The organism is Bradyrhizobium sp. Pa8 (genome assembly GCF_052588265.1).
In genome coordinates, this window is sequence record NZ_CP176767.1 from 6,196,281 (window position 1) to 6,215,100 (window position 18,820).

Annotated in this window: 15 protein-coding genes; 7 read left to right on the forward strand and 8 right to left on the reverse strand. The window is 64.6% G+C overall.

The window, feature by feature from the left end; all coding sequences use genetic code 11:
- Positions 1-63: 63 nt before the first annotated feature.
- Genes ACKWRH_RS29440 through ACKWRH_RS29450 form a run of 3 tightly spaced genes read right to left on the reverse strand, consistent with a single transcriptional unit; the run spans position 64 to position 2,115 of the window.
- Complete coding sequence (locus ACKWRH_RS29440) at positions 64-669, reverse strand: hypothetical protein (RefSeq protein WP_445216361.1); 606 nt, start codon at positions 667-669, stop codon at positions 64-66.
- Positions 662-1,348, reverse strand: a complete 687-nt coding sequence (locus ACKWRH_RS29445) for a hypothetical protein (protein ID WP_445216362.1) — start codon at positions 1,346-1,348, stop codon at positions 662-664. Before ACKWRH_RS29445 ends, ACKWRH_RS29440 begins: the two co-directional genes overlap by 8 nt.
- Positions 1,345-2,115 carry a MotA/TolQ/ExbB proton channel family protein gene (locus ACKWRH_RS29450; protein ID WP_445216363.1) on the reverse strand — a complete coding sequence of 257 codons (771 nt, stop codon included), beginning with the start codon at positions 2,113-2,115 and terminating at the stop codon, positions 1,345-1,347. Before ACKWRH_RS29450 ends, ACKWRH_RS29445 begins: the two co-directional genes overlap by 4 nt.
- A gap of 200 nt (positions 2,116-2,315) precedes the next feature.
- On the opposite strand from ACKWRH_RS29450, the gene ACKWRH_RS29455 reads away from it, so the two are divergent.
- The 4 genes from ACKWRH_RS29455 (at position 2,316) to ACKWRH_RS29470 (ending at position 5,987) form a co-directional block, all read left to right on the forward strand.
- Positions 2,316-3,686, forward strand: coding sequence for a sensor histidine kinase (locus ACKWRH_RS29455; RefSeq protein WP_445216364.1), 1,371 nt, complete (start codon positions 2,316-2,318; stop codon positions 3,684-3,686).
- Between the two features lie 7 nt (positions 3,687-3,693).
- On the forward strand, positions 3,694-4,344 hold the full coding sequence (locus tag ACKWRH_RS29460; protein ID WP_028158452.1) for a response regulator: 651 nt from the start codon (positions 3,694-3,696) through the stop codon (positions 4,342-4,344).
- Positions 4,345-4,562: 218 nt separating this feature from the next.
- Complete coding sequence (locus ACKWRH_RS29465) at positions 4,563-5,594, forward strand: MBL fold metallo-hydrolase (protein ID WP_445216365.1); 1,032 nt, start codon at positions 4,563-4,565, stop codon at positions 5,592-5,594.
- A gap of 102 nt (positions 5,595-5,696) precedes the next feature.
- Entirely contained in the window at positions 5,697-5,987 is a 291-nt protein-coding gene (locus ACKWRH_RS29470; protein WP_445216366.1) for a hypothetical protein, read from the forward strand.
- 36 nt (positions 5,988-6,023) lie between these two features.
- On the opposite strand, the gene ACKWRH_RS29475 is transcribed toward ACKWRH_RS29470, so the two are convergent.
- On the reverse strand, positions 6,024-6,611 hold the full coding sequence (locus tag ACKWRH_RS29475) for a TetR family transcriptional regulator (RefSeq protein WP_445216367.1): 588 nt from the start codon (positions 6,609-6,611) through the stop codon (positions 6,024-6,026).
- Positions 6,612-7,180: 569 nt separating this feature from the next.
- On the opposite strand from ACKWRH_RS29475, the gene purB reads away from it, so the two are divergent.
- Entirely contained in the window at positions 7,181-8,488 is a 1,308-nt protein-coding gene (gene purB, locus ACKWRH_RS29480) for an adenylosuccinate lyase (RefSeq protein ID WP_445216368.1), read from the forward strand.
- Between the two features lie 118 nt (positions 8,489-8,606).
- Complete coding sequence (locus ACKWRH_RS29485) at positions 8,607-9,779, forward strand: M20 aminoacylase family protein (RefSeq protein WP_354175015.1); 1,173 nt, start codon at positions 8,607-8,609, stop codon at positions 9,777-9,779.
- A 66-nt stretch (positions 9,780-9,845) separates the two neighbouring features.
- Here ACKWRH_RS29485 and ACKWRH_RS29490 read toward each other — a convergent pair whose 3' ends face one another.
- Positions 9,846-11,699: an ATP-binding protein gene (locus ACKWRH_RS29490; protein ID WP_445216369.1), complete on the reverse strand. Its 1,854-nt coding sequence runs from the start codon at positions 11,697-11,699 to the stop codon at positions 9,846-9,848.
- A 198-nt stretch (positions 11,700-11,897) separates the two neighbouring features.
- Between ACKWRH_RS29490 and ACKWRH_RS29495 the strand changes: the two genes are divergently transcribed.
- The gene (locus ACKWRH_RS29495; RefSeq protein WP_445216370.1) at positions 11,898-13,259 is read left to right on the forward strand and encodes an ABC transporter substrate-binding protein; all 1,362 of its coding nucleotides are present in this window, start codon (positions 11,898-11,900) and stop codon (positions 13,257-13,259) included.
- 69 nt (positions 13,260-13,328) lie between these two features.
- Here the strand turns inward: ACKWRH_RS29495 and ACKWRH_RS29500 are convergent, their stop codons facing one another.
- The 3 genes from ACKWRH_RS29500 to ACKWRH_RS29510 form a co-directional block, all read right to left on the reverse strand.
- Complete coding sequence (locus tag ACKWRH_RS29500) at positions 13,329-14,654, reverse strand: LVIVD repeat-containing protein (RefSeq protein ID WP_445216371.1); 1,326 nt, start codon at positions 14,652-14,654, stop codon at positions 13,329-13,331.
- A gap of 183 nt (positions 14,655-14,837) precedes the next feature.
- On the reverse strand, positions 14,838-16,679 hold the full coding sequence (locus ACKWRH_RS29505; RefSeq protein ID WP_445216372.1) for a caspase family protein: 1,842 nt from the start codon (positions 16,677-16,679) through the stop codon (positions 14,838-14,840).
- A gap of 172 nt (positions 16,680-16,851) precedes the next feature.
- Positions 16,852-18,759: an acyl-CoA synthetase gene (locus ACKWRH_RS29510; protein ID WP_445216373.1), complete on the reverse strand. Its 1,908-nt coding sequence runs from the start codon at positions 18,757-18,759 to the stop codon at positions 16,852-16,854.
- Positions 18,760-18,820 lie beyond the last annotated feature (61 nt).

Sequence of the window (18,820 nt, forward strand, 5' to 3'; positions counted from 1 at the left end):
GTCAAGAAGATGCGCCAGTGCCGGTGCGTTTTCCAGCGTGCCCCTGAGGCGATGGTGAAGAGCCTATTGCTCGTCCTTCGGCGGCATCCTGGGCGGCGGAATCGGGGTGAACACCGCGCCTTGCGCGCCGGCGGGTGGTGCCAGGAATTCGCCGGTCGAGGAATCGCCGCCGCTGGTCTCCAGAATGGTCTTGGGCGTCACATATTCCCGGACCATGTCGATCAGACTGCCATCGCCGCCGCCAAAATCGGCGGCGCGGCCGCCTTGCGGATGTCCCAGCGCGATCTCGTTCTCCGCGGCATGGGTCTTGTCGGCCAGCCTGTCATTGTAGGGCACACGAAAGGCGCGCGGGATGCCGCTCGGCCGATTGTCCTCGTCGAGCTGCTCGACCCAGAGATAGATCGAGCCGGGATCGCCCTCCAGCGAATGCGGCTCGACGATGCGGGCCTTCAGCAGCTTGAAGGTGGCGGGCAGCCGGTCGGCGCTGGCCCAGCCCAGCAGCCCGCGCATCTCGCTGAAGCTGACGACATAGAAGGCGCTGGTCACGACCACCGCGACGGCCTTCAACGACCAGTGCAGCCGCGCATAGACCAGCACCACCAGCAGCAGCGCGCCGATGACGGCGTAGGCGACCGACAGCGTGAGGATGACCGTCTGCAGGCTAGTCACGGCGCACCCTCACGGCGTTCTTGCTCACCCCCGTCCGCGGGTCGAGATCGGCGCCGTTGCGCCAACTGCTGCGGAACGTCTCCAGCAGCGATTTCGGCCGCTGGTCCACATTGATGACCTTTCCCTCTGCATCGAGCCGGAACCGCACCGCGGTCTTCTCGTCGCCGGTGTGGTCGAGCGTGAACTTGTTGTCGAAGACCACCTGCGCGGTCGGATTGAGCTTCTGCACCTTCACATTGGCCTGGACCGGTTCGCCGGTCGTCGCCACGAAATGCGAGACGTTGACGGTGTATTCGCCGGCGACGATGCCGCGCACGGTGACGATCTCCTCGCGGATCGGCGAGGCGATCTTCTTGCCGTTGACCATGATGAAGTCGTTGGCCCCGCCCCGGTCGTCGCGATCGAGCGTGAGGAAGCCGGCTTCGCGGTGGCGATACCAGGCGATGTTGCCGGCGGGATCCTGCACGAACAGATCGAGATCGTCTGGATGGCTGTCCGGCCAGTCCAGCGTGATCATGAACTCGGCCTTGGAATCGATCTTGCCGTCCTTGGCATCGGGCGACACCGCGAGAAGCGCGAGGAAGAACAGGAAGGCGATCACCTGGAGCGCCTTGAACAGCATCACGCCCAGGGGATCGAACGGCTCCTCGCGCGGATAGAGACCGAAATCATCCATCATGACGCGGTTCCAGCGCCTTTGCGTTCCAGCACCGGCGTCACATAGGTCTCGGTCAGCACCACCGCGTCCGAGAACACCCGCTGGGTCGCGGCGTCCAGCATGTAATACTGGATGCGGACCAGGATCGAGCCGACGAGGCCCGCCAGCGTGGTGTACATCGCGACCGCCATGCCGTCGCTCATCAGCCCCATCGAGGAGCGCATCGCGACCTTGTCGGCGGCATCCAGCCCCGCGATCGGCGCCAGCATGATGATGAAGCCGATGATGGTGCCGAGCAGGCCGAGCTTCATCAGCGTGTCCGAGACGAAGGCACCGAACCCGTTGGAGCCGCGCAGGCGGTCTGCCAGCGTTCGCAGCAGCAGCGTCTGGTCGACCGCCCGGTAGTCCTGCGCGGCCGCTTTCGTCACGAGGCTCTCGATGTGGTCCCGCACCAGCCCGCGTGGCAGCGCGGCCGCGCTGGCATCGAGCGCCTTGCTGCCCCCGGGCGCCGCGAGCACCGACCGGCACCGCCGCGCCGCCGCGCCTTCACGGGCAATCGCCCGTGTCCGCAGGAAGCAATGGCCGCAGGTGACGACATAAAGCAGCGCGATCACGCTGGAAATGTAGGTGCGGTCCGAGGTCAGCATCAGGCGGATCAGGCCGAAGCGCCACAGCAGCACGACGGCGAAGATCGACAGCCCGGTGAAGATCATCCAGAACAGCAGCGCGCTGCGCTCGGATGGGTCGGCAGCAGACCCCGCGATCGGTCCAATCGTCATCGAACTCATGCTGCACTGCTCCTGGCTTGCAGGGATCGGCCTGCAACGATTCCACCCCGATTAGATCAAAGCCGCCGCGCGCGGTCCAAAGAGCCATGCCCAATCCAGCTTGGGAAATTTGCCCGAGCTGCAATCCGGCCCAAACCCCGCAATTGGCAAGGCACGGCGGCGTTGTTAGGCTGACCTTACCAAACGTTGAGGGTGATCGCATGCGCCTCGTGCTTCAGCTTGTCGCCCGTCTGCTTCTCATCGTCGCGCTCTGCCTTGGCGCTGCAACCGTCTGGGCCACGTTCGACGCCTATCGCAGCGTCGACCGGGCGACCGCGGCCTCGGCGCAGCGGGTCGCGCAGGCGCTTCAGGCGCTGTACTGGCACGAGTTCTTGTTGCGCAGCAGCAGAACGCGCGAGCAGCTCTTGCCGGTTCCGGAGTGGCGCACGCTGGAGACGATGAAGCTGATCTCGCCCGGCGTCTGCGTCGAGTTCCAGCCGGCCATCGCATTCGAAAGGCCGCTCTGCGGCCAGAGCGTGGGGCTGGGCAAGACGCCGCCGCACTGGTTCACCGCGATCGTACCCATCTTCCTCGGCAGCCACGCCGAAGTGATAAGGCCCGTCAGTCCCCGCGCGGCAGCCGCCGGAACGGTCGTCGCGACGCCGGATGCCGCAGCGGCCATCTCGCTTGCCTGGGAGTATCTCCTCAACGTGGTCGATGTCGCGCTTCTGATGGCGGCGGCGATCGCGCTGCTGGCGTCGCTCGCCATCGCGCACGCGCTGGCGCCGGCGCGCACCATCGTCACCGCGCTCCAGCGCATGGCGCGGGGCCAGTATCGCACGAAACTGCCGCGCTTCCGCTCCATGGAGCTGGCGATGATCGGCAGCGCGGTCGGCGAGCTCGGCGGCCGGCTGGAGGAAGCCACCGAACAGCGTGCGGCGCTGACAAGGCGCCTGATCGAGATCCGTGACGACGAACGCCGCGCGCTCGCCCGCGAGCTGCACGACGAGTTCGGCCAAAATCTCTCCGCCATCCTCGCCTTCGCCAACACGATCGAGACCGCCAGCGCGAAAGAGAGCAAGGATAACGGAATCGCGCAGGACGCGCGCATGATCTCGCAGGCCACCCATCATCTGATGGCCTCGCTGCGCGATGCGCTCAAACGCCTGCGCAATCCCCTGCCCGAGGAGCTTGGGCTCGAGGCCAGCCTGGTCAATCTGGTGGACAGCTGGCGCTCGCAAAGCGCAGCGCAGCCGACCATCCGGCTCGACCTCAAGGGCGACCTCACCGACATCAGCGGCCCGGCCGCCACCACCGCCTATCGCGTGGCGCAGGAATGCCTGACCAACGCACTGCGCCACAGCTCGGCGCGCGAGATCTCCTTGCGCATCGAGCGGCGCGCCGGTGACGACGACGCGTTGCTGATCCGTGTCGAGGACGACGGCGGCGGCGATGCCGCACGCGTGGCGCAGTCGGCCGGCTTCGGCCTCACCGGCATCCGCGAGCGGGTCGCGGCGGCCGGCGGATCGCTGTCGATCCTGCCTGCGCGAGGAGGCCTCAGCGTCGCCGCCACCATCCCGCTCGCAGCGTGAGGCCGACATGAGCGAGGTCGCGGCAACAGGCATCTCCGTGCTGCTGGTCGACGATCATCCGATCGTGCGGCAAGGCTACCGCCGCGTGCTGGAAAGCCAGGGCGATCTCCATGTCGTGGCGGAAGCCGACAATGCCGCGGACGCCTACGGCGCCTTCAAGGCGCACGACCCTGATGTCGTCTTGTTGGATATCTCGATGCCCGGCGCGAGTGGGCTGGAGGCGATCCGCAACATCCGCGCGCGCAGCCCGCGGGCGCGCATCCTCGTCTTCACCATGCACAACGAAGCCGTGCTGGTGAAAGCCGCCTTCAGCGCCGGCGCCAGCGGCTTCGTCACCAAAAGCAGCGAACCCTCCGCGGTCGTCACCGCGATCCGCAGCGTTGCGCGCGGCGAGCGCGCCATGAGCGACGACATCGCGCATATCCTGGCCGAGGACAGCCTGTCGGCGGGCTCGGCGCTGGACCAACTGGGTGAGCGCGAGATCGAGATCCTGCGCCAATTCGCCGGCGGCGCGACGACCGAGCAGATTGCCGCGCATCTCAATCTCAGCGTCAAGACGGTGCAGAACTATCATTATTTGATCAAGACCAAGACCGGTGCGCGCACCGATGCACAGCTCGTGCGGCTGGCAGCGAGCTGCGGGCTGACGCGGATCTAGAGCTTGGCGGCTGGCGCCTATCTGGTTCCAACCGCTCCAACGAAGGTCTCCAGTCGATCTCAGATTGTGCTAGGCTCGATCGCAGCCACGGCATCCGGCACGCGACCGCCGATGGATGTCTGTTGGGCTCCGATCTCGACGCGGGCCTTTTGGCCCGGCTCTTTCGAAGCCGCCCTCGTTCCCGTTGTATGTTTTGCACGACAACAGGAGACGCTTCCATGCACATCAGGGACAGTCTTCTTGCCGCACTGATCGCCTTCAACGTTTTCGCGATCGGAACCACCGAAAGCGCAGCAGCCGAGGCGAAAGACCAGATCACCATTCTTTATGACGCCTTCGGCACAAATGACGCGATGACAAAGGACTGGGGTTTTTCCGCCCTTGTCGAAGTCGCGGGAAAACGCATCTTGTTCGACACGGGTAACGACCCCGAAATCTTCGCGGCAAACGTGAAGGCCAGGGGTGTCAACCTCTCGAACCTCGACTTTGTCGTTCTTTCGCACCGCCACTCCGATCATATGGCGGGTTTGTCCTACGTCCTGAGCGTCAATCCGACCGTCAAGATCTACGCGCCTAGGGAAGGATTTGGCATCTACGGCTCTTCACTGCCTTCCGGCTTCTTCCGGAAAGACGAGGCCTTGCCGCCGGAGATGCGGTACTATGGAGGCAAGCCCCCAGCGGTGATGAAGTTCGGCTCGGCATGGGCCAACGCAAACTTCGAACTGATCGATCAAACGACCGAGATTGCCCCTGGCATCACGCTGATTTCGCTGATCTCCGACGCGCCCGGGACAAGAGAACTCAAGGAGCTGTCTCTGGCCGTCAACACCGCAGAAGGCGTAGTTCTTCTGGTCGGTTGTTCGCACCCCGGGATCGAGCGCATTGTCGAAGCGGCGACCGGTATCAATCCCAGGATTCATCTCATCGCCGGCGGATTCCATCTGGTCGTGGCGCCTGACGAGGCAATCGCGAAAGTCGTTACCGCTCTGAAGGACAGGTTCAAGGTCGACAGCGTAGCACCGGGACATTGCACCGGTGAGCCGACTTTTGCCGCGCTCAAGAAGGCGTTCGGCGACAGCTATCTCTATGCCGGCCTCGGCACGTCGATTCCGGTTGGAACGAATGGAAATGCCAGACGCGGAGAAGGTCCGACGCTTGACGACCTTGCGACTTATCGGAAACTGGCCGGGCGCGAAGACCCGTTCGGCATATTGCGGTCGCGCGGCCAGCGGTCGGGATCCGCGCTCTAGCGCGGCGGCGTGCAGTTCGCACTTTTATCCAGCGCTTGAGGCGAGCGGAATGGAACCGACACCGTCGCGCTTTGGTTAGCAGCAGAGTGAAGGAGTTGCGCCATGACTAAGGCCATGCACCGAACGGTCGTCGATCCTCCGCTCCTCACCGTGGGCGAGCTCATCGACGAACTCTGCCGCTTGCCAGATACGGCCGTCGTCCACTTCCGCTGCCCCGCACTCGATCAGGAGCTTACATTCTACCGCATTCGGAAGCGGTCAAAGGACGCTGTCGAAATCGCGGTGAACACATATCCGGAGAGCCCGCCGGTTGTCCCATCTTCCAACGGAAGGCAATCAACCCGCTCGCCTCCCCTTCGCGAGGAGGCCCTGCTGCACAAGGCGAAAGGCTGAATCGGCGGTTCCGCGTTTTGGAGGGAGCGTGTCGGTCTAGGCCGCCTTCAACCCGCGCAGCACCAGCGCCAGGGTCGCATCGACACGGGCGGGCAGATCGGCATCCTTCCACTCGTCGGCGTGGGCCGGGTGGTGGAAGCGGACGGTGGCATCGAAGATGGCGCGGGCGGTGGCCTTGACGTCGCCCACCTCGAACACGCCCTGCTTCACGCCGTCGGTCAGGATCGACGCGATCTGGTCGATCATGGTGTCCTTGTGGCACTTGACGGCGGCGCAAGCCTCGCGCGCCAGCGTCAGATAGGTGTCGAACATCTCGGGATCGTCGAGCACGCGCGAGCGCTTGGCGGCGAACAGCGTGCGCAGCCAGCGGTCGAGTCGCGCCTGCGCCGGCCCCTGCTCCTCGGCGATCGCCAGCAACGGCGCGTCGATGCGGTCCAGCCAGCGCTTGGCGACGGCCTCGCGCAGCGAGGCCTTGCTCGGGAAATGGCGATAGACGCTGCCGTGGCTCACATCGAGCGCACGGGCAACGTCAACCACGGTGGCCTTGGCAAGTCCGTAACGCCGCAGAACGTCCTCGGTGACTTCGAGGATCCGCTCCGGAGTCAAGATCACGGCTTCATTCATGCCAGCACCATGTTCCCGTTGAGGGCTCAGTTACCCGGCGATGGAGCTGCTTCCGAAGCGCCCGTGCCGGTCGTTTCGGAAAGCTCTCGCCTTAATGAGGCAGTTTTGCAGCCTGCGCCGCGATCTGGCGCGCGACCAGTAAATTGAGCCAATGCCCAATCGTTCCGGTGAAGTTGATGATTTCGGTCGTCATTGTCTTAAGTCTCCATTCGTCCGCGGTCCCCACCGCCGAATTACGTCCCGCGATCCGCAAGTGTTGCGGACCTCGGGCTCCCTGGGCGGGTCACCACGGGACGCCCAATCGGAGCGTCCGACAACGGATATACACGCCTCGCTGACAGATTTCAATATCTGTCAGTCAATGATCCGTGATTGACAGTTAATTTTTGTGGGCGGCATCTCCTCAGCCTGGGCTAGTCGGGGGGGCGGTGGATAGCTCGCCCATCACCCTCGCCCGGGGTCCAGATCGTTTGTTTCGCCCTGCCCGCTCTGCTAAATCACGGCGTAAAAAGCATTTTGGCCGGTCGCCGCCCTCTTGGGCCGCCCGCCCACCTTCCTGGAGCAGTCTGATGATCCCCCGCTATACCCGCCCGGAAATGGCCTCGATCTGGGAGCCGCAGACCCGGTTCAAGATCTGGTTCGAGATCGAGGCGCACGCGGCGGACGCCCTCGCCGAGCTCGGAACGATCCCCAAGGAGGCCGCCAAAACGGTCTGGGCCAAGGCCAAGGACGCCACTTTCGACGTCGCCCGCATCGATGAGATCGAGCGCGAGACCAAGCACGACGTCATCGCCTTCCTAACCCACCTTGCCGAAATCGTCGGCCCCGAGGCGCGCTTCGTACACCAGGGCATGACCTCCTCGGACGTGCTCGACACCTGCCTCAACGTCCAGCTCACCCGCGCCGCCGACCTCCTGCTCGCCGATCTCGACAAGGTGCTGGCCGCACTCAAGAAGCGCGCCTTCGAGCACAAGATGACGCCGACCATCGGCCGCAGCCACGGCATCCACGCCGAGCCGGTCACCTTCGGCCTCAAGCTCGCTTATGCCTATGCCGAATTCACACGCGCCAAGGAGCGCCTGATCGCGGCACGCAAGGAGGTTGCGACCTGCGCCATCTCCGGCGCCGTCGGCACCTTCGCGCAGATCGACCCGCGCGTCGAAGAGCACGTCGCCAAGGCGATGGGCCTCGTCCCCGAGCCGATCTCCACTCAGGTCATCCCGCGCGACCGCCACGCGATGTATTTCTCGACGCTTGGCGTGATCGCCTCCTCGGTCGAACGTATCGCGGTGGAAATCCGCCACATGCAGCGCACCGAGGTGCTGGAGGCCGAGGAGTTCTTCTCGGAAGGCCAGAAGGGCTCGTCCGCGATGCCGCACAAGCGCAACCCGGTGCTGTCGGAAAACCTCACCGGCCTCTCCCGCATGGTCCGCGCCTATGTGACGCCGGCCCTGGAGAACGTCGTGCTCTGGCACGAGCGCGACATCTCGCACTCCTCCGCCGAGCGCATGATGGGCCCGGACGCGACCGTGACGCTCGACTTCGCGCTGGTGCGCCTCGCCGGCCTGATCGACAAGCTGCTGGTGTACCCCGCCAACATGCAGAAGAACCTCGACCGCCTCGGCGGCCTCGTGCATTCGCAGCGCGTGCTGCTGGCGCTGACCCAGAAGGGCGCAAGCCGCGAGGAGGCCTACAAGCTCGTGCAGCGCAACGCCATGCCGGTCTGGCGCGGCGAAGGCGACTTCCTCCAACTCCTGAAGAAGGACGCTGAAGTGAAGAAGTATCTCACCGACGCCGAGATCGAGGAGCAGTTCGACCTCGGCTATCACCTCAAGCATGTCGACACGATCTTCAAGCGCGTGTTCGGCGAGAGCTGAGCGCGCGTCCGTAGAAACTGCAGGGTGGTTAGCCGCAGGCATAACCCACCATTCCTGGTGACACGGCGGTGGGTTACGCTACGCTAACCCACCCCACGAACAAGAAACGGATCCCCTCATGCCCATCGTCAACCGCGTTGCCGCCCTCTCCGACGAAATGGCCGCCTGGCGCCATGACTTCCATGAGAACCCGGAGCTGCTCTACGAGGTCCATCGCACCGCCGGCATCGTCGCCGATCGCTTGCGCGAATTCGGCTGCGACGAGGTGGTGACGGGCATCGGCCGCACCGGCGTCGTCGGCGTGATCCGCGGCCGCAAGTCCGCCTCCGGCAAGACCATCGGGCTGCGTGCCGACATGGACGCGCTGCCGATCATGGAGACGTCGGGCGTCGCCTACGCCTCCAAGGTTCCCGGCAAGATGCACGCCTGCGGCCATGACGGCCACACCGCCATGCTGCTCGGTGCCGCCAAATATCTCGCCGAGACGCGCAATTTCGACGGCACCGCGATCATGATCTTCCAGCCTGCGGAAGAAGGCGGCGGCGGCGGCAAGGCGATGGTCGAGGACGGCTTGATGACGCGCTGGAACATCCAGGAAGTCTACGGCATGCACAACATGCCGGGCCTGCCCGAGGGCCATTTCGCGACCACGCCCGGCGCGATGCTGGCCTCCTCCGACAACATCCAGATCATCGTCCACGGCAAGGGCGGCCACGCCGGCGCCGGTCCGCACAAATCTGTCGACAGCGTGCTGATCGGCTCGCAGATCGTCAACGCGCTGCAGTCGATCGTCGCGCGCAACGTCGATCCGCTGAAATCCGCCGTCATCTCGATCACGCAATTCCACTCCGGCACGGCCTTCAACATCATCCCTGAAGTCGCCGAGCTCGGCGGCACCGTCCGCACGCTCGATCCTGAAGTGCGCGATCTCGTCGAGCGCCGCATCGGCGAGGTCGCCGAGAGCGTCGCCCGTGCCTATGGCGGCTCGGCCGAGACCAAGTACACGCGGATGTATCCGGTGACGATGAACCATGCGCGCGAGGCCGGCCTTGCCGCCGACGTCGCCCGCGATATCGTCGGTGCCGAGCGCGTCAACGACAAGTTCATCCCGATGATGGGCGCCGAGGACTTCTCGTTCATGCTGGAAGCACGTCCCGGCGCGATGATCCTGGTCGGCATGGGCGACGGCAACGAGTGCCATCACCCGGCCTATGTCTTCAACGACAACATCCTCGGCCACGGCGCCTCCTACTGGGCGCGCCTGGTGGAGACGCGGATGCCGGCGGGCTAGCTTTGCTTCGCGGCAGCCGTGGCCCAAGCGACATCCGCGCCAAAGGGCCACGCCACGCGGAGCCCGTCATCGAGCCGCAGAGCGTTGCCCCGTTGGCTCATCCGCCTCCAGCGGGCGAGATGCGGTCTCGTCTGACGCGAGAGGCAGGGTGAACTGGAAGAAGGCGCCGCGCGGCTCGTTTGCGCCGGCCCACATCCGCCCGCCATGTGCCTCGATGATGGAGCGGCAGATGGCGAGACCCATCCCCATGCCTGTGGGCTTGGTGGTGTAGAAGGCTTCGAACAGGCGATCCACGTTCTTCGGATCCAGCCCCGGACCGGAATCCCGCAAGGTGACGTGGACGCCGTCCGACGCATCCCAACCGGTGCTGATCAGCAACTCCCGTCCCTCCTCGCCGACCGCGGCCATCGCCTCGATCGCGTTGACGATCAGGTTCAGCACCACTTGCTGAAGTTGAACCCGGTCGGCCTGAATCGGCGGCAAGCCCTCGGCAAATTGCGTTCGCACCGAGACGCCGTTCTTGAACGCTTCGCTGCGTGTCAGCGCGATGACCTCAAGCACCGCCGGGTTGATCTCCAGAGTCTCCTTTTGCGGGGGCGCGTTCCTGATCAGCGCCCGGATCCGGCCGATGATGTCGCCGGCTCGCATGCCGTCACCGGTGATCCAGTCGAAGGTCTGTCGAACCCGCTCCAGATTCGGCGGTTGCGCCTCCAGCCAATTCACCCCGGCCTCGGCGTTCGCCACGATCGCGGCGATCGGCTGGTTGACTTCATGGGCGATCGAAGCGGTCAGCTGCCCCATCGTGGTGACGCGATTGGCGTGCGCGAGCTCCATCAGCGCTTCGCGGTAGCGCCGCTCGTGTTCGCGGCCTTCGGCTTCCGCCCGCTTGAGAGCCGTCAGATCAAGGACGAAGCCGACGCCATGATCCGTACCTTCTCCGAACATGGTCCCTCCGATCAGCACCGGCACACGGCTTCCGTCCTTCCGCACATACTCCTTCTCGAATGGCTGGGCCGTCCCGACCCGCTTCAGTTCCGTCACGGTCTGCAAGTCGCGGTCGCGCCATTCCAGCGGCGTGAGGTCGGTCCGATGCAGGCGCCCTGCGGCGAGATCTTCCCGGTCGTATCCCACGATGCGCAGGAAGGCATCGTTGGCCTCGAGAATGCGCCCCTCGACTTCCCAGATGATGATGCCGATGATGTTGGCGTCGAACAGACGTCTGATCTTGATATCCCGTGCCGCGACATCACTCTGGAGCTGGATGTTCTCCTCGGTCGCCTCTCTCCGCCGTTTCGCTTCGAGCCGCGCGAGCGCCAGCGCCGCTGCGGCCAGCGCGACGACGAGCACAACGGCGCCGGCGATCAGCCAGGTCCAGCGTTGCTCGAATGCTTCGGCGCGCGCCTCCCGGTCGGCGAGCCGAAAGCGCTCGTGATCCACCATCTGGTCGATTTGCGAGCGGACCTCGTCCATGCTGCGGATCATTGCAAGCGCGGCCAGCCCGGACGTGCCGGCCGTCTTCAGCAGCGCGTCGATCTCGCGCAGCGTGGCTGTAACGGTCAGCGCCAGATGTCCGGCCCGAAGGCCCTGCAACGGATCGTCCGCCACCAACATCTGCAGCGCCTGAGCCTCCCGCCGTACACTTTCGTCAGAGACGCCGTAGGCCTTGAGGTAGGCGGGGTCGAGGGTCATGAGATACCCGCGCCTTTCAGTCTCCAGTTCCGCGACGATCGCCCGCAGCCGATCGAGCGTTTCGAGGACCTGGCGGCTATGCTCGATGAAGTGATGAGCTGCTTGCCGCTCCTGCCAATATTGCAGGCCGAGGAAGCTGGTCGCGCCAAACAGGGTCACAAGCACTGCGACCGCAAGGATCAGCGGACGAGCAAACCATCGCAGAGGCAGGGCCCGAACAGGAACGGACATTGGCCGTAGGTCTTCGATGCTCGTGTGACCGCGCGTGTTCTGGTGCCGACGCCAGAGCATGATGGGACAATAGCACGGATAGAGAGGGCGGGAACCCGACATTCATCGGATACGGAGGTGAGGCCGTGATGTCGCAGGGCTGCGGTCCCGTGCGTGTGCTATGAATGAATGCCCTTGGTTGATTCAAGGAGCATCATCATGGCACAGGGTGAAAACTCATTGGGCCATCCGGCGAGCCGGCGCAGTTTCATCAAGGGACTGGGGGCGGCTGGCGCGGGCCTGACCGCGCTGCCGCGCTGGAGCTTTGCCGAGGATTCCGCTGCGGCTAACGCCAACGCCGGGATCGACTGGAAGCAATTTGCGGGACAGACGATCGCGCTTTCGGGCGCGATCCATCCGTGGTCGAATGCGATCGCGCCGCTGTTGCCGGAGTTCACCATACTGACCGGCATCAACATCACCGTCGATTTCCAGCTGGAAACCACCTACCTCGGCGCGCTGCCAATCAGGCTCGCTCGCGGCAGTAGCACGCCCGACGTCTTCATGTTCACGACCTATGGCCAGGGCATCTCGAACGGATGGCTGGAGCCGCTGAACGGCTATTATTCCATGAGGTCGTTGACCGACCCCGCCTGGTATGACGAGAGCGACCTGCTCAAGACGGCTCGAGCCTTCCCGCTGTGGTCGGACGGCGAACGGTACGCCGTCCCGATTACCTCGGAGGCGATGACCCTGTTCATCAACAGGGATGCGCTGGCGGCCAAGGACCAGCCGGTCCCCCAGACTTTCGACGAACTGCTTGTCACCGCCAAGGCGGTCAAGACCAACGGGATGTCGGGGATCGCCATGCGGGCCCAGGCCGGCGGTAATTCCTCCCCACCGGCCATGGGCTTCCTGTTCTCCTACGGAGGGGCCATGGTCGAGCACAACAGGGTCGCTTTCGCGAGCCCGGAGGGGATCGCGGCCGTGGAGATGTACGGACAGTTGCTCAGTCAGGCCGGGCCTGCCGGCGTCGGCAGCTACGAATGGTACAACGTGCTGGACGACTTCCTGCAGGGGCGGACGGCCATGGCAATCGACAGCAGCAACTTCGCGACCGACATCTCCAATCCAGCGAAAAGCCGTGTCGCCAAGCAGGCCGGGTTTGCAACCTTTCCGCATCTCGCCGGTCGCGGACCCGTCCCCTTCATGTCGCACTGGCAGGCATGCATCAATTCCAAATCGCGAAACAAGCGAGCGGCCTTCCTGTTCCTGCTCTGGGCGACGAGCAAGGCGACCTCGCTGCAGACTGCTGCAGCGGGGCTGGCGACGACACGCGTGTCGGCCTGGTCGAGCGAGGGCTTCAAGAAGGCGTTCGGCTCGCAAGCTGCCGAGGCGGCGCTGATCAATTTGCAGAATGCCGATGTCGACCGTGCCAAGGCGATCCTTTTCCATCCGCAATCGAGACCGATCCTCGACGCCTTCATGATCGGCGTCAATGAAGTGGTCAACGGTGCGAAATCGGCGAAGGATGCGATGACCGGCGCAGCCGAAAGGGCCAATGCGGCGATCCGCGGGTAGCGGCGAGGCGTCACCCGATCGGAAGAGGTGGCCACGGCGGACAAGTCGCCGACTCCCGTTGCGCGGCGATCACCCCTGATATTGCAGCACGTGTATGCCGGCGTTCCAGTCGGAGACGAACATCAGCCCGTCGGGCCGCACATAGGCATCGCAGGTCTTGGCTGCGAGCGCGACGTTCGGGCGGGGGTCGATAAGCTTTTTCGGTGCCGGCGGCACCCAGTACGCGATCTCCTTTGGCGCAAACGCGTCCCTGACGTCGAACACCCTGACGCCGGCGTTGTTGTAGGTCGCGAAGATCGTCTCCTCGCTCTGGAACGAGCCCGGCCGGTTCTCGTGCAGATTATGTGGACCGAAAGTGCCGTCCGTGCAGAAATCGCGGTCGCGCGGCGTCGGCAGGGTTGCGATCGGCACCGGGTTTTCCGGCGCGCGCACGTCGAGAACGAATGTGTGGAACAGGCCCTTGGCGCATTTCTCCGCATTCGCCTCATCCGCGACGATCGCGAGCTGTCGCTTCGGCAGCGGCAGCGGCGTATGGGTGCCGCCGGCGAAGGGCGGCGACCAGTTGATGTGCGACAGCAGCTTTGGATTCGTGGGATCGCTGATATCGTGGATGGTGAAGCCGCCATCGCGCCAGGCGGCGTAGCCTCGATCACCCGCCGTGATCATGTGATGGAGCGCAAAGCGCTTGCCCTTTGGCGTCGCCGGCTCACCAGCCGCGCGGTTCATGCCCGGCAGCCACCATTTCGCGACGATCTCCGGCTTCGTGATGGCCTTGAGATCGACCACGCAAAGGATGTGGTCGGTGAAGCCGTCAAGATGCGCCGACACATAGGCATAGCGGCCGCCCGGCCACCACAGCCGGTTGATGCCGAAGCCGGGCATTTCAAGGAAGGCGATCTCGCGCATCTCGTTCGGTTTCGAGATGTCGTGGATCGAGAGGCCGGAGCGGAATTTCTTGGCCTTGGTGATGCTGTCGACCAGCGTGTTCTCGAAATAGCCGCGCATGTTGTCGTAGGACTGCATCGCGACGATATTGGCGCCGTTCGCAAGCAGCAGCAGGTCTTCCGCCACCTGGAGATGGTGGGTGCGGGTGTATTGTCCCGCGGTGAAGAAATTGACCGGCTTGAGCGCACGCGGGTCGGAGGCGTCGAGGATCGTCACGCCGTCGCTGAACATGTGCCCGACATAGACGTGCTGCCGGTTGAACATCACCTGCACGCTGTCGGGCCGGCCGCCGATGTCGCTGTAGGAGATGTGCTTGATGCCCTTGCCGATGCCTTCTGGCGGAATGTCGGCCTCCGACGCCGATGCAGACCTCGACCACCCCGACAGCGCAGCCGATCCGAACACGGCCGACAATTGCTGAAGGTGGCGGCGGCGCGAGAGTTGAGACATTGGTTTCCCCCCATTTTTTTGGGGGGATGATGCGCGCTTGCGGCAAGGCGCGCAAGCCTCGTGTCGTCCGCTCTCGCCTACGTCTGCACCCTCTTGTGCCGCATCACGAACGGGATCGCCGGAACGCAAACGGCAATGAACCTTAGCGCGATCATTGGTGGCCCCGAACGCGATGCTTGGCCATCAATTGCAGACTTCGCCGGGTATTTTAACGCTGGGATTCGAAGGATGGTTGACCGTCCCGAGGCGGCATCCTTTGGCGATCGCCCTGCACCCGGCGCCATTACAGATCATTTGCCCGCTCGCCTGAGGCGCCGGCGGTGCGGCGTCGCTCTGCTTGCGGTCCTGGTCGCGGCGTCTCGAATCCTCCCGCGTTGCGACCGGCTTCTTCTCCTGGATCTTCTCGCACTCGTTATCGTCACCGACGCGATAGCCGGCGCGGCAGGTGATCTTGACACATTGATCGCCGTCGGCCTTGAAGCCGAAATTGCAGACGAGCGGGCAGATCCGTCCCGGCTTCGCCTTCAGCGCATCGAGTGCGTCGATACCTGCGACCTTCACGTCGAACTGGGTGCCGGCATATTTGTTGAACAGCGTCAGCGAGCGCTGTGCGGCTGCGTTCCAGTCGCCATCGGCGGCAGTTGACAAGCAGCCGACACGTCGCAATTCGCTCTGTACGGATTTTGTCAGGTCGGCCGCCGATAATGTAGATGCCGGCGCTGGCGACAGGGCTGCAACTTTTTGCTCGACCTCAGGCATCTGGCGATCGGGCGCCGGCTTTGCAGCCTGCTCCGCTTTCTCGGCGGCCTGTTTGGCGGCAAGCTCGGCCCTGGCCTTCTCGGCCGCCTGCTTCTCGGCCAGAGCCTTCGCAGCCGCAGCCTCGGCCACCTTGCGCTGCTGCTCGGCCGCCTCAGTCCTCGCCTGCTCGATTTGCTTTTGCTTCTCCGCCGCGATCCGCGCGTCCTCAGCCGCCTTGGCCGCTGCGGCCGCTTTCTCCTGCTCGGCCTTCTGGGCACGCTCGGCAACGAGCCTCGTCTTTTCCTGCTCGGCCGCCTTCGCTTTTTGTTCGGCCGCCGCGCGCGTCTCCTCGGCGCCAATCTTGTTCAACTGACCCTTGGCGAGATTGGCATAGAACCCCTCGGGGTATTGCGCCAGAAACGCTTCCCAGGCGTCGCGCGTCGCAAGCTGGAGCGCGAGCTCGTAATCCCTGCGCACGGCATCCTGCGGATTGGCCTGCGGCCCCGTAGCAACCGGCTTGGCAGGAACGAGAGGCACGTCATCGCCGCCCAGCGAGCCATACACGAAGGGTTCCTGTTTGTTCGCGGTGCTCTTCAGCACATCATCGCGCACGAAGCCGAATGCCTTGCGCAGGTCCAGGCCCGGCTTCGGCAAATGCTCGACCAGCGCCGTGGCGAACGGGCTGTTTCTGGAATCGCCGTCGGACGCCGTCGAGCCCGCTTTTGCGGCGAAGGCGATCATGGTGTTGGGGCTGGTCGGCTCGACCTTGGCCAATCCGCGGCCGATCGCGCGCGAAGCCAGCGCACGCTTCATCGTCTTCGAAAACGGGTTGTCGCGGCAGGCGTCCAGGATGATCAGGCGCAGCTGCTTGGCCGGCTCCACCGCGAACAGCGCGCGCTCGACTGGAATGGTCTCATCGAGAACGTCGCCATCCGTCTCCAGCGTTGCGTCGGTCGGGATGAGATAGTTGGCTCCGTCGAGCTCGATGCCGTGGCCGGCGTAATAGATCACGGCCATGTCCGCATCGCGCGTCCTGCCGGCAAACTCACGCAACATGCGCCGCATCTCGCTGGCGCTGAGATCCAGCCTGACGTCCACGGAATCGAAGCCGGCCTTCTTGAACATGCCGCCGACCAGGGTCGCATCGTTCACGGGATTGCCGAGCTTCGGCGCGCTCTTGTAGGCGGAATTGCCGATCACAAGCGCGACCCGCCGGTCGGCATGCGCCGGTCCGCAGGCAAGGCCAAGGGCAAATATAAGCAAAGCAAATAATCGAAACGGAATCACTTGCAGTCCCCCCGGGTGCAATTCCACGAGACTATTCGGAAGCATTGCCAAATGCCAATTCCTCCCTATGTGATATCCATCACACAACGTCTCCGGGAGGCTCTATCGAGAGTGCGGCGAAGCGCCACCCTCTCCGGTCTGCTCAGACCAAAGCCTGATCCAGTTTGGCTCCCTACGCCTGCACCACCTCGTGCCGCATCACGAATGGCGCGAGCAACGTGTGCACCTCACCGGCCACCACCTCGCGTTGGTCCGCCGACAGGTTTGTAAGCGTCACGGTTGCGATCGAACCGTGGCTGCCGTGCGCGCCGACCTTCACCCTGCAGTCGATGCCGCGCTCAGTGAGCGGCGACAGCACCTTGGCGAACACGCGCTGCGCGGCATCCCAGCGCAGCTGTGGCTTGAACACCTTGCCGACGCCGGTCACCGGCATCGGATCGATCGGAATGACCTGCACCGGAACGGCCGCGCGCTCCGGCGTGCGTTCGCGCACCCAGGCTTCCAGCTCGCCCGGCTCGACCTTGGCGCCCGGTTTCAGCTGCACATAACCGACCGGCAATTCACCGGCATAGGCGTCGGGCTGGCCAACAACGGCGGCGAAGCCGACGGCGGGATGGCGAAACATGATTTCTTCGATCGGCGCGGGATCGATATTGTGGCCGCCGCGGATCACGAGATCCTTGGCGCGGCCGGTGATCCAGAGGTAGCCGTCGGCATCGAGACGTCCGAGGTCGCCGGAGTTGACCCAGACCTCATCGACGAACGCGCCCTTGTTGTGCTCGTCGTTGAGATAGCCGCCGAACACGCCGGGCCCGGCCATGATGACGACGCCGATTTCGTCGGCTGCGCAGTCGCGGATCAGGCGGCCGTCAGCATCGAGCTGCACGATGCGCACGCGCGCGTAAGGCATGGGAAGGCCGACCGAGCCGAGCCGGATCGGTCGCGACGGATAGGCCAGCGTATGCACGCTCGAGGTCTCGGTCATGCCGTAGACCTCGACCACCGGCAGCTTCAGCTTCTCCTGGATCGCCGAGCCGACCGCGACGGGAATCGCCGAGCCGCCGCCGGCGGCATATTTCAGGCTGGATATGTCCGCATTGCCTGGCGGCACCGCAAGCGTGGCCGCGAGCACCGTCGGCACGCTCGACAGCGCCTCGGGCTTGAAGCGCTCCACCAGCCCCCAGATGTTCTTCACCGAATTCGGGTTGCGCCAGCCGCTCGGCGACAGCACGACCATTGAGCCGCCGGCGGACAGCGTCAGCAACACCTGCGTCAGCGATCCCCCGACATGGAATAGCGGCATGCCGAACAGCATGTTGGCGCCGGGCTTCGACTTCAGCAGCAGATTGAGCGCCCAGGCCTGATAGACCTGATTGGCATGGGTGTGCCGCACGAGCTTCGGCGTGCCGGTGGTGCCGCCGGTGTGGAAATAGGCGGCGATGTCGCCGCCCAGAATCTTGCGCCCGCTGATAAGCCGGTCGGACGGCTGCTGCTTGATCAGGTCGCTGAAGGCGAAGATGCCCTTGTCCGGATCGCCTCTTCCGAACACCTGCACGACCGCCTTGAGGTGTTTGAGCTGCGGACGGATCTGCTCGACCTTCTGCCAGATGTCGGTGCCCGGCATCGGCCCGAGCGCCACCAGGATTTTTGTGTTCGCGGCTTCCAGGATCTCCGCGATCTGGTGCGGCTCGAGCAGCGGATTGACGGGATTGGCGATGCCCGCGGCCTCGGCGCCGAACAGCGTCACGAAGGCATCGGGCACCAGCGGCAGCATGAAGCTGACGACGTCGCCCTTCTCGACGCCGAGCGCGTGAAACATGTTGGCGGCCTGCGTGACGCGCGCGACGAAATCGCGATAGGTGACCATCACAGGCGTATCGGCCGGATCGGCGTTTTGCAGGAACTGGATCGCCGCGCCGTCGGGATTGCGCGCCGCACCGAGCCTGATGGCGTCATAGGTGCTCTCGGCCGCGACGCGATCGGCGTAAGGGACCTGCTCGAAGGCCCGGACCTCTGCGTCCGTCGCGAAGTCCGGATAGTCGTCGCCGATGAACCGATCGAGCGCGTGGATGCCCGCCATGGAATTCCGTCCTCCCTCAGATGCATTTCCCCGCCCCCTGTCTTTTGACATTTTGGTCGGC

Bases quoted from the DNA above. Each gene is read 5' to 3' on its own strand.
- ACKWRH_RS29510 (WP_445216373.1), bottom strand. From the start codon at position 18,759: ATGGCGGGCATCCACGCGCTCGATCGGTTCATCGGCGACGACTATCCG.
- ACKWRH_RS29445 (WP_445216362.1), bottom strand. From the start codon at position 1,348: ATGATGGATGATTTCGGTCTCTATCCGCGCGAGGAGCCGTTCGATCCC.
- ACKWRH_RS29460 (WP_028158452.1), top strand. From the start codon at position 3,694: ATGAGCGAGGTCGCGGCAACAGGCATCTCCGTGCTGCTGGTCGACGAT.
- ACKWRH_RS29455 (WP_445216364.1), top strand. From the start codon at position 2,316: ATGCGCCTCGTGCTTCAGCTTGTCGCCCGTCTGCTTCTCATCGTCGCG.
- ACKWRH_RS29485 (WP_354175015.1), top strand. From the start codon at position 8,607: ATGCCCATCGTCAACCGCGTTGCCGCCCTCTCCGACGAAATGGCCGCC.
- ACKWRH_RS29500 (WP_445216371.1), bottom strand. From the start codon at position 14,654: ATGTCTCAACTCTCGCGCCGCCGCCACCTTCAGCAATTGTCGGCCGTG.
- ACKWRH_RS29490 (WP_445216369.1), bottom strand. From the start codon at position 11,699: ATGTCCGTTCCTGTTCGGGCCCTGCCTCTGCGATGGTTTGCTCGTCCG.
- ACKWRH_RS29495 (WP_445216370.1), top strand. From the start codon at position 11,898: ATGGCACAGGGTGAAAACTCATTGGGCCATCCGGCGAGCCGGCGCAGT.
- ACKWRH_RS29450 (WP_445216363.1), bottom strand. From the start codon at position 2,115: ATGAGTTCGATGACGATTGGACCGATCGCGGGGTCTGCTGCCGACCCA.
- ACKWRH_RS29475 (WP_445216367.1), bottom strand. From the start codon at position 6,611: ATGAATGAAGCCGTGATCTTGACTCCGGAGCGGATCCTCGAAGTCACC.
- ACKWRH_RS29470 (WP_445216366.1), top strand. From the start codon at position 5,697: ATGACTAAGGCCATGCACCGAACGGTCGTCGATCCTCCGCTCCTCACC.
- ACKWRH_RS29465 (WP_445216365.1), top strand. From the start codon at position 4,563: ATGCACATCAGGGACAGTCTTCTTGCCGCACTGATCGCCTTCAACGTT.
- purB (WP_445216368.1), top strand. From the start codon at position 7,181: ATGATCCCCCGCTATACCCGCCCGGAAATGGCCTCGATCTGGGAGCCG.